This window comes from Brevundimonas sp. (assembly GCF_036963785.1).
Classification (GTDB): domain Bacteria; phylum Pseudomonadota; class Alphaproteobacteria; order Caulobacterales; family Caulobacteraceae; genus Brevundimonas.
Genome location: NZ_JBALUS010000001.1, coordinates 606,279 through 620,227, shown reverse-complemented (window position 1 = coordinate 620,227; position 13,949 = coordinate 606,279). Strand labels below are relative to the sequence as shown.

Below are 13,949 nucleotides of genomic sequence, written 5' to 3'. Positions count from 1 at the left end.
TTCCGCCTTTTCAACCGAACGTCCGTGATGACTCCGTAGGGAGCCGCGCGGTCCTGCCCTTACCTCCAACCCCAGAGTTTCATGACCGATACCCTTACCCCGACCCGCGACGATTTCGCCGCCCTTCTCGACGAGACCCTCAAGGGTCGTGACCTTGGCGAAGGCCAGGTAGTCCATGGCCGCGTCGTCGGCATCGAAAAAGACATCATCATCATCGACGTCGGTCTGAAGACCGAAGGCCGTATCTCGGCCCGCGAGTTTGGTCAGGGCGAAGGCGCCTCGATCCCCAAGGTCGGCGATGACGTCGAAGTCTATCTCGAGCGCGTCGAAAACGCCCTGGGCGAAGCGGTCATCAGCCGCGACAAGGCCCGCCGCGAGGAAGCCTGGACCCGTCTGGAAGCCGTGTTCGCCGAAGAGCAGCCCGTCATGGGCGCCATCGTCGGCCGCGTGAAGGGTGGCTTCACCGTCGACCTCGGCGGCGCCTCGGCCTTCCTGCCGGGCTCGCAGGTCGACATCCGTCCGGTCCGCGACGTCGGCCCGCTGATGGGCAAGGAACAGCCCTTCGCCATCCTCAAGATGGACCGTCCGCGCGGCAACATTGTCGTCTCGCGTCGTGCCATCCTCGAGGAAGCCCGCGCCGAACAGCGCACCGAACTGGTCGGTCAGCTGGCCGAGGGTGAAGTCCGCGAAGGCGTGGTCAAGAACATCACCGACTATGGCGCGTTCGTGGATCTGGGCGGCATCGACGGCCTGCTGCACGTCACCGACATGTCGTGGAAGCGCGTCTCGCACCCCTCGCAGGTGCTGGCCGTCGGCGACACCGTCCAGGTGCAGATCGTCAAGATCAACCCGGACACCCAGCGCATCAGCCTCGGCATGAAGCAGCTGCAGACCGATCCGTGGGACGGCGTCGAAGCCAAATACCCGGTCGGCGCCAAGATGACCGGCCGCATCACCAACATCACCGACTACGGCGCGTTCGTCGAGCTGGAAGCCGGTGTCGAGGGTCTGGTCCACGTCTCGGAAATGTCCTGGACCAAGAAGAACGTCCATCCGGGCAAGATCGTCTCCACCTCGCAGGAAGTGGACGTCGTCGTCCTGGACGTCGATTCCGCCAAGCGCCGCATCTCGCTGGGTCTGAAGCAGGCCCAGGACAATCCGTGGGATGCCTTCGTCGCCAACCACCCGATCGGCTCGACCGTCGAGGGTGAGGTCAAGAACGCCACCGAATTCGGTCTGTTCATCGGCCTCGACAGCGACATCGACGGCATGGTCCACCTGTCCGACCTCGACTGGAACGTCTCCGGCGAGGAAGCCATCCAGCGCTACCGCAAGGGCGAAATGGTCAAGGCCAAGGTGCTCGACGTCGACGTCGAGAAGGAACGCGTCTCGCTGGGCATCAAGCAGCTGGGCGGCGATCCGATGGAAGGCGACACCTACAAGAAGGGTCAGCAGATCACCGTCACCGTCTCGTCGATCGAGACCGGCGGCATCGAGGTCAAGTTCGGTGAGGATGACGCGCCGGTCACGGCCTTCGTTCGCAAGTCTGACCTGTCGCGCGATCGTGCCGAGCAACGTCCCGAGCGCTTCGCCGTCGGCGATCGCATCGACGCCATGATCACCGGCATCGAAAAGGCCACGCGTCGCGTGTCCGTCTCGGTCAAGGCGCTCGAGATGAAGGACGAGCAGGAAGCCATCGAACAGTTCGGTTCGTCGGACTCCGGTGCTTCGCTGGGCGACATCCTGGGTGCCGCCCTCCGCGAAAAGGGCACCACCAAGGACTAACGTCGATATCTCTGCAAAATGGGGGCGGTCAGAGCGATCTGGCCGCCCTTTTTTGCTGTTTTGGACGCCAATTTGTGTCCGTTACCGTACATTAAGGGCGTTAATGATGGTTAATCTGCGCGTCCCCCCTTTATTCCCCGGCCACGCGAGGTCTAGGGTGGGGCATCGCCGCCGGGGGCCGGTTAGGCAGGTACGACGGGTCGCAGCGATCATTGCGGCCGTCGGAACGGGAAGGGGGCTGACATGATCAAGTCCGAGTTGATTGACAAGCTGGCGGCCGAGAACCCGCATCTGACCCAGGCCGAGGTGGAACGTCTCGTCAATGTCGTGCTGGGCCGTATGGTCGAAACCCTGTCCGATGGCGGGCGGGTCGAAATCCGGGGCTTTGGCGCCTTTTCCGTCCGACATCGTCCGGCGCGACAGGGCCGCAATCCCCGCACGGGCGAGACCGTTGATGTGCCCGCCAAGGCTGTGCCCTTCTTCAAGAGCGGCAAGGAGCTGCGCGAACGGCTGAACGCCGAGGACTGAGGCGGCGTATGCAGCCCGGCTGGCGAATCCTTCCGGCAGATTTCGACGACGCCCGGCTACGGGCGCTCCTGACCCTGCATCTCGAAGGCATGCGCCGCTATTCGCCCGCATGCGGCGTCCATGCCCTGGACCTGTCGGGTCTCAAGGCGCCGGGCGTAACCCTTTACACCCTCTGGCATGACGAGGACCTCCTGGGCATGGGGGCGCTTCGCCTTCATCCGCACAGCGTGGCCGAGATCAAATCGATGCGCACCCACCCCGACCACCTCGGCCGGGGCGTGGGCCGCACCATCCTTGAGCATCTGATTGCCCAGGCCCGCCGACAGGGCTGCCACCGCCTGAGCCTCGAAACCGGCTCTGGCCCCGCCTTCGACGCAGCGCTGAACCTTTACGGCGCGCGCGGATTCAAAAAGGGCGAGGCGTTCGGCGACTACACGGCCAGCGACTTCAATCAATTCTATCATCTGGATCTGCAGGCGGCCTGAGCGCCGTGTCGGACCGAGTTACGGAGAAAGACATGGGGCTGTTTCAGGAATTTCGCGAGTTCGCCGTGCGCGGCAATGTCATCGATCTTGCGGTCGGTATCATCATCGGTGCGGCCTTCAACGGCATCGTCAAAAGCCTGGTCGATCAGGTGATCATGCCGCCCATCGGCCTTGCGATGGGGGGCGTGGACTTTTCCGAGCTGCAGTGGGTGCTGAAACCCGAGGACCCGGCCACCGAAGCGGTGGAGCTGGTGGCCATCCAGTACGGCGCCTTCGCCAATACGGTCCTTCAGTTCATCATCGTGGCCTTTGTGGTCTTCCTGCTGGTCAAGGGCGTCAACAACATGCGCCGCAAACAGGCCGAAGAGCCCCAGGCCGTGCCGCCCGCCCCGACGCCCAGCGAAACCTTGCTGACTGAAATCCGGGACCTGCTGAAGACCCGGGCTTGATCGCTCAGCGCCGGCCCGTCGCCGGCCTCAGGCAAAAGCTGTAGTCGCCGTCATAGGGTGTCGGCTGCCAGAGATCGGGGTGGGGGGCGTCAGGCTCGAACCGGGCGTGGGCGTGACCCCAGCCGCCTTCGCGCCGGGCCCGGTCCGCCCACGGTCCCAGTTGGTCCAGCAGGCGTGAACTGACCAGATGCAGCCGCAGCTTGGCGGCGTCGAGCCGCCGGGCGGCCCTGACCAGCGCCGACATCAACCGGTCGATGGCGTCCGCTGCGCCGTCCAGCGCCATCAGGTCGATGATCTCCAGCACGGGCGGATCGATCACGCTCGGCTTGGCCAGTTCGGCCCAGGCATGCCCGACAATCGTCTCGCCCTCGACCGCGGCCAGCAGCACCGGCGGGGAGGTCCGGTCGGGGTTGCCCAGACGGTGACGCATGATTTCGGGGGATCGATCCGCCAGCAGTCGTCCCTCGGCCACACAGGCGTGCCAGTAGGCCTCCCACGCCGGCATCTCCCAGGGCGCGTCCAGCATGGCCACGCCCTCGGGCAGGTCTTGCGCCCGCACGACTTTCGGATGAGGCGTCAGCGGCTCGGCCACTCTGTCCAGCACGCGGCCCAGCATCTTCGGGCTGCGGCTGTCGGCCAGCCTCAGCAGACGGCTGACCGCCCGCGGCCCGTGCTTCAGCGGCCAGGCCAATTTGAGCGCAGAGGTCGGCTGGGGCCATGGCCGGATCCGATGTCGGCGATAGAGCACAGCGGCCTGCGGATTGGCATTGAAGGTGTAGAAGGCGAACATCCCCTTCTGGTCCATCAGGGTTCGGATCAACCTCGGCGCCAGGCCTCGTCCCGCCGGGCTGACGATGATGGAATGCCCCGTTCCGGCATAGAGGGTCCGCTCGCCCAGGCGAAAGGTCTGGATGAAATTGCCCAGGCACGCCATCGGCGCGCCCTGCTCATCCTCCGCGATCCAGCCCAGCGGCGCATCCATCGCCTGTCGCCCGGGGTCCCGGGCCAGCCAGCGCCATCCCGCTGCCGATCGTGCAGACCACCCGACCGAACGATTCAGGGCCGCCAGCGCTTCGGCATCTTCCGGCGTGAACGGGCGAACAGGCATGAAGGCGAGGGGCCCTCCGGTCTGGCAAACCCCGACCCTGCCCCAAACCCGCTACCATGTGATGAACCCCTGTCTCTTCTCACCGCCGCCCGGGCAAAGGCCGGGGTCCATAGAAGGGCCATGTCCGCGGGAATGTGAAACCGTCCTCCAAAAACCTCAATACATTCCGTGCCGTCACGCTCTCCCGGATCGTTCTGCCCGCCTTGGCTGGCGGGCCGTCCATACTGTCCGGTTGCTTCTGCCGCCGGATAGCCACGACGTGATTTCAGACCATTCAGACGGTTCAGACGGTGTTTATTCCTCCCCCATCGGGGGAGGGGGACCGCAGCGCTGGGGTGGTGGGGGCACAGCCGCAGAGAGCCGGAAGCAAGCACCCCTGTGTCCACTGACATTGGCCCCCTCCACCATCCTTCGGATAGTCCCCCTCCCCCGATGGGGGAGGACTCAGTTCAGGCCATTCAGACCATTCAGACGGTATTTTTTGCCCCCGGACCCGGACGATTCCAGACCGTTCAGACGGTTCAGACCCTGTTTTCGGACGCCGCCACGACCCGGTGTCCACACGTCAGTAACCTTAGGCCTTGTCCGGGTTTGAGGATCGTGGTCGAAATGCGCCTTCGTGCGCCGAGTGGGGCGCCGCAAGAGGGAGTAGGCCGTTGTCAAAAGCGGACATCAGGGGCGCGGGTCTTGCGCCTGACCGGCGGAGGAACCGGACATGAATATCGTCATCATCCTGGGCTTGATCATCACGCTGATTACGGGCGTGCCGGTCCTGTTCCAGATCCTGAAGCATCACCCCAAGGGGCTGATCATCCTGTTCTTCGCCGAGATGTGGGAGCGCTTCTCCTACTACGGCATGCGCGGCATCCTGATCTTCTACCTGACGCAGCATTTCCTGTTCGACGACTCCACGGCGGGCGCGACCTACGGCTCCTACACCTCGCTGGTCTATCTGCTGCCGCTGGTCGGCGGCATCCTCGCCGACCGCTATATCGGCACGCGCAAGGCCATCGCCTTCGGGGCCCTGCTGCTGGTCGCCGGCCATGGTCTGATGGCCTATGAAGGCAGCCCGGCCACTGAAACCCTGACCTATGCGGGGGCCCAGTATGAGGTCGTCGGTGAGGGTCGCGGCGCGGCGCGCGAAGTCGGCATCATGGTCGATGGCCAGCTGTATGGGTTTGGCGCGGCCGAGAGCGGCGGTCTCCAACTGACCGACCTTCCGCCCGGTTCCAGCCTGCCGGCCGTGCTTGAGCCCGGCACCTATGAGATGGAAGCCGCCCGCGACACGCGCGCGGAGATGAGCTTCTACCTCGCCCTGTCGCTGATCATCATGGGCGTCGGCTTCCTCAAGCCGAACATCTCGACGATCGTCGGACAGCTGTATCCGCAGGGCGATCCCCGGCGCGATTCCGGCTTCACCCTCTACTATTACGGCATCAACCTCGGTGCCTTCTGGGCGGCGGTGCTGTGCGGCTATCTGGGCCAGACCGTCGGCTGGTGGGCCGGCTTCGGGCTCGCCGGCGTCGGTATGGCGCTCGGCTTTATCGTCTTCGTGCTCGGCAAACCGCTGCTGCAGGGCAATGGCGAGCCGCCCAACCCCGAACTGCTCAAGAAGCCCCTGTTCGGGCCCCTCAACCGCGAATGGCTGATCTATATCCTGGCCATCCTCGGGGTCGGCATCGTCTGGTTCATGGTCCAGCGCAATGCCCTGGTCGGCAGCGTTCTGGCCATCTCGACCCTGCTTTCGCTGGCCTTCATCGCCTGGATCATTGCCTTCCTGTGCAAGACCTGGGTCGAGCGTCAGCGGATGATGCTGGCCGTCGTGCTGATCTTCGGCGCGGTGGTCTTCTTCACCCTGTTCGAACAGGCCGGCACCTCGCTGAACCTGTTTGCCGACCGGAACGTCGACCTGACCATCACCCCGATGGCCATGCAGTTCCTCGGCATCACCATCGGCACGCCGGCTCAGCTGGCAGCCGCGGGCATCACGCCCACGGGCTTCTGGATCGACGCGACCATCACGGCCGCCCAGGTCCAGTCCTTCAATGCCGGCTTCATCCTGATCTTCGCGCCGATCTTCGCGGCGCTGTGGGCCTGGCTGGCCTCGAAGAAGATGGACCCCAACCCGACGATGAAGTTCGGCCTCGGCATCATGCAGGTCGGCCTCGGCTTCCTCGTGGTGGTCTGGGCCGCCGGGTCCGGCATGGTCAGCAGCGCCTTCCAGATGCCGCTGATCATCCTGGCCCTGCTCTACATGCTGCACACGACGGGTGAGCTGTTCCTGTCGCCGGTGGGCCTGTCCGAGATCACCAAGCTGTCGCTGCCCTCCGTGGTCAGCTTCATGATGGCGGTCTGGTTCCTGGCCAGTTCGATCGCCCAGTTCGTCGGCGGTCAGATCGCCGGCCTGATGGGCACCGAGACCGTCGGCGGCCAGGTCCTGGACCCGCAGGGCGCGCTCGAGACCTCGCTGGACGGCTTTGCCAAGCTCGGCTGGTGGGGCGTCGGTATCGGCGTGGCCTTCATCCTGATCAGCTTCCTGATCAAGGGCTGGTCGCATGGTGCCAATGACGCCGGAAACCACCCCGGTCCCGATCTGACGGATCGCGGCCAGCAGGACGCCAGCATCGCCAGACCTGACCAGGTCTGACCCTGGCGTCTGATACGACAGAGGGGGCGGGGCCGGTCGGCTCCGCCCCTTTTTCGTGGGCTTACAGAGTCTTGCGGATCTGCAGGAACAGCCACGATCCACGCGTCTGGCTGTAGGTCTCGCGATACGCCAGCGGCGCCGTGTTGCGCGGCCCCGAATAGATGTCGCGCTGGCGCCACTGTTCCATGTCCGTCAGGTTGGCGGCATCGACCCGTAGCGTCAGGTCAGCGGTCGGCTTCCACTGGACGAACAGGTTGAACTGGGGCTCGTTATCGGTGAAGCGCACCTCGCGGATGCGATAGCTGGTGCCCGCGTCCATGTCGCAGCCGTGGTTGCCGCCCCACGACCAGCGTCCGCCGTCCAGGTCCTGGGTGAAGGTCACCCCGCAGCCGAAGCCGTCATCGCCGGAAAAGCGGTGGGTCTCGCCGGTCAGCGGGTCCTCAATCTCCGTCTCGCGATGGGCCACCCGCGCGATCAGCCGGGCGCCGGGCACGCCCAGCCGGTCCAGCGGCAGGGTCGTGCGCACCTCGAACTCGGTCTGGGTGCCGGTGCCGATATTGCCCAGCGCCTCGAACCCTCCGACCAGCGGGATGATATCGATGTAGTCCTCGATCACCGCATGGGTCAGTCGCGCCGTGACCGAGCCTTCCCCCCAGAAGCGCCGCTCGTAGATCGCTTCGTAATAGGTCGTCTTCTCCGGCTCCAGATCGGCGTTGCCCGCCTCGACCTGGCCCAGGTCCACCTCGGCCGAGGCGGCGAAGTCGTCAAAGTCCAGCTGGCCGATTTCCCGCTCGATGCGGAAGCGGAACTGGTGGTTCGGGGCCGGTGTCCAGGTCACCAGAACCCTCGGCTTGGGATAGACCAGCGTCTTGGACGTATCGGTGTCGCCCGACTGGCGGATCTCCGACGCCTCGACCCGCAGGCCCCCCTCGACCGTCAGCCGGGGGTCGGGCCGCCAGGTCGTCTGGCCGAACACCTCGCCGCGCAGTTCCTCGACCAGCACCGACGCCCCCGGCAGGGCCACCGGCACGCCGTTCTCCTCATAGGCACTGTCGGTGTCGAGGAAGTTGTAGGCCACCTCGCCGCCGCCTTCCCACGACCAGCGGTCGTTGCGGCGCTGGCGAACCACGACCCGGCCGATGCTCTCGCCCTCGGTCGTGTCGCCACTGAACACCCCGGTCCGGCCCGTGCGGATGAAGCCCGACTGGTACTCGGACTGCTCCAGCCGCTGCAGCGCCGTCAGCTCCAGCTCGGAGGCGTCGCCCAGCGGCCGCGTCCAGCGCGCGCCTAGCTCGCCCGAGAGGCTCTCGTTCGACTCCTGGCTGACGTCGTCGTCGCCTGCGCCCGACAGGATGAAGACATCCTGCTCCCGGTCACTGTCGTACAGCGATACCAGGGCGTTGACGCGCAGCAGGCCCCCTGCCTGCGGTCGCTGGATCGCGCCCGAGGCCCGGATGTTGCGGTACCGGTCCCAGGAGTCGACCTCGGCATCCTGGATCAGCGCGCCCGAGGGACTGAACCGCTGGCGCCGTCCCTGGCTGGTGCCCGAGGTACGGTCGGTCGTGGCGCTGATCGCGCCCTCGACCAGATTGTCTCCCGCCCGCCGGGAGTACTGCGCACTCAGGATCGGGCCGAGATAGCCGTCGTCATAGATGTAGGTATCGATACCCACGACCCGCTCGACCGTCACCGTGGCCCTCAGCACGACATTGGCGACGACCGACCGGCCCTGCATGTCGATGCCGGGAGCGCCGCCGGTGATGACCTCAATATAGTCGACGCTCTCGGCGGGGATCCGCTCCAGCAGGGTGTCGACGCCCTCGCTCTTGTTCGACGGATGCCGTCCGTTGATCAGCACATTGCCCGAGGTGCCGGCCAGTCCGCGCGTGTTGGAGCTGCCGTTGGCGATGCCGAAGGCGGGCAGGCGCTCGACCATGTCCAGCGCGGTGCGCGGCTGGATATCGGCGAAGAAGACCGGGTCATAGATCAGCACCCCCGGGCGGGTCGCATCCGGCCGCGCCTCGGCCACGCCTGCCATGCCGACGTCCTGCGCAAGGGCCGGACCGGCCAGTGCCAGCAGGAGGGCGCCCGCTGCCGCGCCGGTGAGCCAGGTGCTGGATGTCATGTCGCCTCCCGATTGTGCGGCCACCCATACCGCCTGAACCGTCAATCGCCAGTTACAAGCGGGAAAGGTGGCCGCGATCGGGGATCAGAACGTCTTGCGCACGCGCAGCGAGACAAAGGTCCGGGGATCGATCTCGCGCCGCTCGATGAAGGCGATGGGCCGGGGCGAGGTGCGATCGGAAAAGACCGTCCGCTCGACGTCGAAATTGTCCCACAGGTTCAGCTGGGCGCGGATCGACAGGCTGGGTGTCGGCTTGTACTCGGCCGCCAGCTCGAAATAGTCGCCGCCCTTCCAGCCGACCGTCTGGTCGGGGTCATAGGTGGTCTGCCCCAGAACCGGGATCCAGGCGACGCTCCAGTTGACCTTCCAGCCGGTGAGGTCCTGGCTGAAGGACACGACGGGTTGCCGGGCCCGCACCCCTGAAATGGGCCGTGCCTCGCCCGTCGTGGGATCGGTGACCTCGGTCTTGTTCCAGTCGTTGCGGAATTCGAACTGCCCGCCGGAGATGCCCAGTTTGTCGGTGGGAACAGTGATGTTCAGCGACAGTTGGTCCAGTGTGCCGTCGCCGATGTTGCCGACGGCCGACAGACCACCCTGCAGGGGGATCCGGTCGATCACATTGCCGATTTCGTCATGGCGCAGGCCGATGCTGACGATGCCGTCGCCCCAGAAGCGGCGCTCGAAGGTCAGCTCGCTGATCCAGCGGTCCTCGGGCTCCAGGTCGGCATTGCCGCCCAGCACATTCTGGCTGTCCAATTCGGCGCTGGCGGCAAAGTCGCCGAACGACAGCTGGCCGACCTCGCGCTCGAAACGAGCCCGCACCTGGGTGTTCGCCATCGGCGTCCAGCTGACCTGCACGCGGGGCTTGGCGAAGAAGAAGGACTTTTCGGTGTCGGTATCGCCCGACTGGCTGATGGTCGAATGCTCCAGACGCAGACCGCTTTCCAGCGACAGGGTGGGCGAGATGCGCCAGCTGCTCTTGCCGAACACCTCGGCCCGGGTCTCCTCGACGAGCACCGTGGCCGAGGGCAGGACCACGGGGGTTCCGCCAATCGAGAAGGCCTGTTCCGTGTCAAGGCGGTTGTAGGCCACCTCGCCGCCGCCCTCGAAGGTCAGGGCCTCGGAGCGCTCGAAGCGCAGCAGACCCCGGGCGATCGTCTCGGAGGCCTCGCCGACCGACTCGAACAGCTGCTCCGGCTCGGGGCCCCCGCCCAGATCGGCGTTGTAGGTCGAGACCGAATCGAAGTCCGAGAACTCGTGGATGAAGCGCGTCTCCATCGACACCCGGTCGCCGAGCGGACGCGTATAGACCACGCCCACCTCGCCCGACGTGCCGTCCTCGTCGTAGCGGCTCTGGCGGAAGGTGCCGGTGCCGGTGAACTGGTCATAGCTGTGCCAGTCGTTGGTGCCGTAGCGGGCCGTCAGGTCGATCTTGCCGCCGAAGGCCGGGGCGGCATAGTTGCCACGCAGCCCCTGACCCCCGCCGTAGCCGTCATTGAGGAAGGCCTCTTCCCTCAGGATCGTGCCGTCTGCCGCGCGCCGGATCGCAGGGCCATTGCCGTTGGAATCGCTCATGCCGATGCCGTCCGACAGGGTGAAGCCCCAGGTCCGGTCGCCGTCGCGGGCCGTGAACTGATAGGAGCCGCCGTACACGTCCGTGCCGCCGTCAAAGAGGGTGGCATTGGCGTTGACCACTGTCTGGCGGCTGCTCTCGTTCTTCAGAATGACGTTCACGACGACGGCATATCCCTGCATGTCGATGCCGGGGGCGCCGCCGCGGATCAGCTCGATACGCTCGACCTGGGAGACGAGCGTGCGCGACAGGACCGAGGATCCGGTGTCATTCTTCGACGCCGGTCGCGCGCCATTGATCAGGATGTTGCCGACGGCCCCCTCGAAGCCGCGACCACCGTCGCCGTTGCTGACGGAAAAGCCGGGCACCCGCTCGACCATGTCGAGCGCCGTGTTCGGGTTCTGGTCGGCAAAGAAGTCGGGCGTGAAGATCAGGATGCCCTGATCGGACGAACTGGCGCTGGATGCGCCGTCTCCCATCGCCTCCTGCGCCAGAGCATGCGGCGCGAACGCCATGACCATAGCGGCAGTGGTGGTGATCAGCAGTGTTTTGCGTGTCATGAATATTCCCCTCGTCTATGAAGGGAGGTGTCGTCTTTCAAGTTGACGTGAGCCAGTTACAAGTAGGATAAGTAGGTTAAATCCGCTTCATGACAGGCAATACATCATGTTACTTGCGCGTAATGTTTGGGGCGGCGGGGTGGCGAAAGCATCGCTTGCCCTGATTGCCTGTGTGGTGGCGGTCATGGTCGCCCCCCAGCCCGTCCAGGCGCAGGACAGCGAAACCACGGTCGACGAGATCATCGTCACCGCCCGGCGGTCCGGAGCGCCCATGTGGGAGGTGACCCGGGGCGACTCGACCGTCCTGCTGGTCGGCGCCATCCAGGCGGTACCGGCCGGCATAGAGTGGCGACCGGATGCGCTGGAACAGGCCACCCGTCAGGCCCAACGGGTCTATTTCCCCCAGCATGTTTCCGCCTCTCCCGCAGACCTGTTCCGGGTTATCTGGCGGTCGCGCACCCTGACCCGCATGCCCGAGGGCCGGACGACTGCCGACTATCTGTCGCCGGAGTGGCAGGCCCGCCTCGACGCGCTGGAGGCCACCTATGACGAGGACTGGTCGCGCGACAGCTTTCTGATCCTGAGCAGCGAACTGTTGTCGGACCGGTTAGGGATGCGCGATCGCGGCAATCAGAAGGTCGGAGAGGTGGTGCGCCGCGCCGCACGGCGCGCGCGGGTGCCGGTCACCTCCATCGGCAGTGTCCGGGGCGACGCGGTGATCGACGACCTGCTGACCCGCCGCCCTGAAACCTGGGTGCCGTGCATCGAGGCCGCGATCGTTGCGGGAGAAGCCGGTCGACCGGCTGTCGAGGCGCGTGGCCAGGCCTGGATCCGCTTCGATGTGCCGGCCGTCATGGAGTCGCCGATCGAGGGCGCCCTGTCGCAATGCTGGCCATGGGGTGACCCCGCCCTCGGGACCCTTCTGCGTGGCCAGTGGATCAGCGCCGTCGAGGGTGCCCTGCGCGAGCCGGGCGTGACCCTCGCGGTCGCGCCGCTGCGCGTGCTGGCCGAGACGGGCGGCGTGCTCGACGATATGGAACGGCGCGGCTTCGAGATCATCGGACCCGATTGGCGCGCCGATCAGGCCGGGGACTAAAGCGCAGTCCCGCCGACCGTCAGGCCGCCGATCTTCAGGCTCGGCTGGCCGATGCCGACGGGCACGCCCTGTCCGCCCTTGCCGCAGACACCCACGCCGGGATCGAACGAGAAGTCGTCGCCGATCATGGTGATATTGGTCAGGGCCGTGGCGCCGTCCCCGATCAGGGTCGCACCCCGGACCGGTGCTGTGATCCGACCGTCCTCGATCAGATAGGCCTCGGTGCACTGGAAGACGAATTTGCCGTTGGTAATGTCGACCTGACCGCCGCCGAAATTGGCGGCATAGAGGCCCCGCTTCGTTGACGCGATCATGTCGGCGCGGCTGTCCTTGCCGCCTTCCATGAAGGTGTTGGTCATGCGGGGCATGGGGGGGTGGGCAAAGGACTGGCGGCGGGCATTGCCGGTCGCCCGGGCGCCCAGCTTTCGGGCGCTCAGCCGGTCGTGCATCAGGCCCACCATGATGCCGTCCTCGATCAGGACCGTGCGAGAGGTGGGCGTGCCCTCGTCATCGACGGTCAGCGAGCCGCGACGCCCCGCGATGGAGCCGTCGTCGACGACGGTCACGCCGGGGGCGGCCACCCGCTTGCCCATCATGCCGGAGAAGACCGAGCTGCCCTTGCGGTGGAAATCGCCCTCGAAGCCGTGGCCGACCGCTTCGTGCAGCAGCACACCGGGCCAGCCCGCGCCCAGCACCACATCCATCTCCCCGGCCGGGCAATCAACAGCCTCGAGATTGACCAGCGCCTGACGGAGGGCCTCGTCGACCTGGGCCTGCCATCGGTCGGGCGCGATCCAGGCCTCGAAGCCGGCCCGGCCTCCGGCCCCGGCTGAGGCGCTCTCGCGGCGACCATTCTGTTCGACCGTGACGGAGACGTTCAGCCTGACGAGCGGACGGATGTCGCGGACGCCACGCCCGTCGGCGCGAAGGATCTCGATGTCGCGATGCTCGCCGGCCAGCGAGACCGACACCTGAACCACGCGGGGATCGCGCGCCCGCGCCCAGGCGTCGATTTCGGACAGCAGCGCGATCTTTTCGGAAAAGGCCGGGGATGCCAGCGGGTCGTCCGGGGCATAGAGCTGCTGGTTGGTCGAAAGCGGCGCCTCGGCCTGTGTGCCGGTGCGGCCCTGGGTTGCCAGCGAAGCCGTCTCCGCCGCCCGCCCGATCGAAGCCGCGTCCACCACGCTGGAATGGGCATAGCCGGCGGTCTCGTCCGACACGACGCGAAGGCCGAATCCTTCGTGGGCGTCGTACGATGCCGCCTTCAGCCGCCCGTCGTCGAACACCAGCGATTCGGTCTCGGCCCGCTCCAGAAAGAGTTCGCCGTCGTCGGCACCCGCCATGGCACCGGCGAGGACCGACCGCGCGGCTTCGGGCGACAGGTCGGCAGCCTCCAGCAGGGAGGGAGAGGGGGCGGGGGTGGAGGAGTGGGTCATTGCAGTGAGATAGGCGGTGAGGGGAGCGAAGTCACCGGTTCCGCCCTGAAAGTCCTCTGCGGCGACCGGCGGGCAGGCCAAATGTGTCGGAACCCTGGCCAAGCGCGGCCGTTAAATCGGGGACGACCCCGGCGGGTTCTGCACGCGGATATCCCGC

Annotated in this window: 10 protein-coding genes; 6 read left to right on the top strand and 4 right to left on the bottom strand. The window is 66.3% G+C overall.

The window, feature by feature from the left end:
• Positions 1–81 precede the first annotated feature (81 nt).
• The 4 genes from rpsA to mscL all read left to right on the top strand — a co-directional run bounded on the left by rpsA (position 82) and on the right by mscL (position 3,247).
• The gene (rpsA, locus tag V7672_RS03090; protein WP_335623203.1) at positions 82–1,785 is read left to right on the top strand and encodes a 30S ribosomal protein S1; all 1,704 of its coding nucleotides are present in this window, start codon (positions 82–84) and stop codon (positions 1,783–1,785) included.
• A 243-nt stretch (positions 1,786–2,028) separates the two neighbouring features.
• The gene (locus tag V7672_RS03085) at positions 2,029–2,313 is read left to right on the top strand and encodes an integration host factor subunit beta (RefSeq protein WP_335623201.1); all 285 of its coding nucleotides are present in this window, start codon (positions 2,029–2,031) and stop codon (positions 2,311–2,313) included.
• 8 nt (positions 2,314–2,321) lie between these two features.
• Positions 2,322–2,798 (top strand): GNAT family N-acetyltransferase, encoded by a 477-nt coding sequence (locus V7672_RS03080; RefSeq protein ID WP_335623199.1) that lies wholly within the window; start codon positions 2,322–2,324, stop codon positions 2,796–2,798.
• A gap of 32 nt (positions 2,799–2,830) precedes the next feature.
• Positions 2,831–3,247: a large-conductance mechanosensitive channel protein MscL gene (gene mscL / locus V7672_RS03075; protein WP_335623198.1), complete on the top strand. Its 417-nt coding sequence runs from the start codon at positions 2,831–2,833 to the stop codon at positions 3,245–3,247.
• A gap of 4 nt (positions 3,248–3,251) precedes the next feature.
• Here mscL and V7672_RS03070 read toward each other — a convergent pair whose 3' ends face one another.
• Positions 3,252–4,355 (bottom strand): N-acetyltransferase, encoded by a 1,104-nt coding sequence (locus V7672_RS03070; protein WP_335623197.1) that lies wholly within the window; start codon positions 4,353–4,355, stop codon positions 3,252–3,254.
• 715 nt (positions 4,356–5,070) lie between these two features.
• Between V7672_RS03070 and V7672_RS03065 the strand changes: the two genes are divergently transcribed.
• Positions 5,071–7,002, top strand: coding sequence for a peptide MFS transporter (locus V7672_RS03065; protein WP_335623196.1), 1,932 nt, complete (start codon positions 5,071–5,073; stop codon positions 7,000–7,002).
• A 61-nt stretch (positions 7,003–7,063) separates the two neighbouring features.
• On the opposite strand, the gene V7672_RS03060 is transcribed toward V7672_RS03065, so the two are convergent.
• Both V7672_RS03060 and V7672_RS03055 read right to left on the bottom strand, forming a co-directional pair.
• On the bottom strand, positions 7,064–9,127 hold the full coding sequence (locus tag V7672_RS03060) for a TonB-dependent receptor plug domain-containing protein (protein WP_335623195.1): 2,064 nt from the start codon (positions 9,125–9,127) through the stop codon (positions 7,064–7,066).
• Positions 9,128–9,211: 84 nt separating this feature from the next.
• Positions 9,212–11,260 (bottom strand): TonB-dependent receptor plug domain-containing protein, encoded by a 2,049-nt coding sequence (locus V7672_RS03055; protein ID WP_335623194.1) that lies wholly within the window; start codon positions 11,258–11,260, stop codon positions 9,212–9,214.
• Positions 11,261–11,366: 106 nt separating this feature from the next.
• On the opposite strand from V7672_RS03055, the gene V7672_RS03050 reads away from it, so the two are divergent.
• Positions 11,367–12,356 carry a TraB/GumN family protein gene (locus V7672_RS03050; RefSeq protein ID WP_335623193.1) on the top strand — a complete coding sequence of 330 codons (990 nt, stop codon included), beginning with the start codon at positions 11,367–11,369 and terminating at the stop codon, positions 12,354–12,356.
• Here V7672_RS03050 and tldD read toward each other — a convergent pair.
• The gene (tldD, locus tag V7672_RS03045) at positions 12,353–13,792 is read right to left on the bottom strand and encodes a metalloprotease TldD (RefSeq protein ID WP_335623192.1); all 1,440 of its coding nucleotides are present in this window, start codon (positions 13,790–13,792) and stop codon (positions 12,353–12,355) included. The two genes, V7672_RS03050 and tldD, sit on opposite strands and share 4 nt — an antisense overlap.
• Positions 13,793–13,949: the final 157 nt, after the last annotated feature.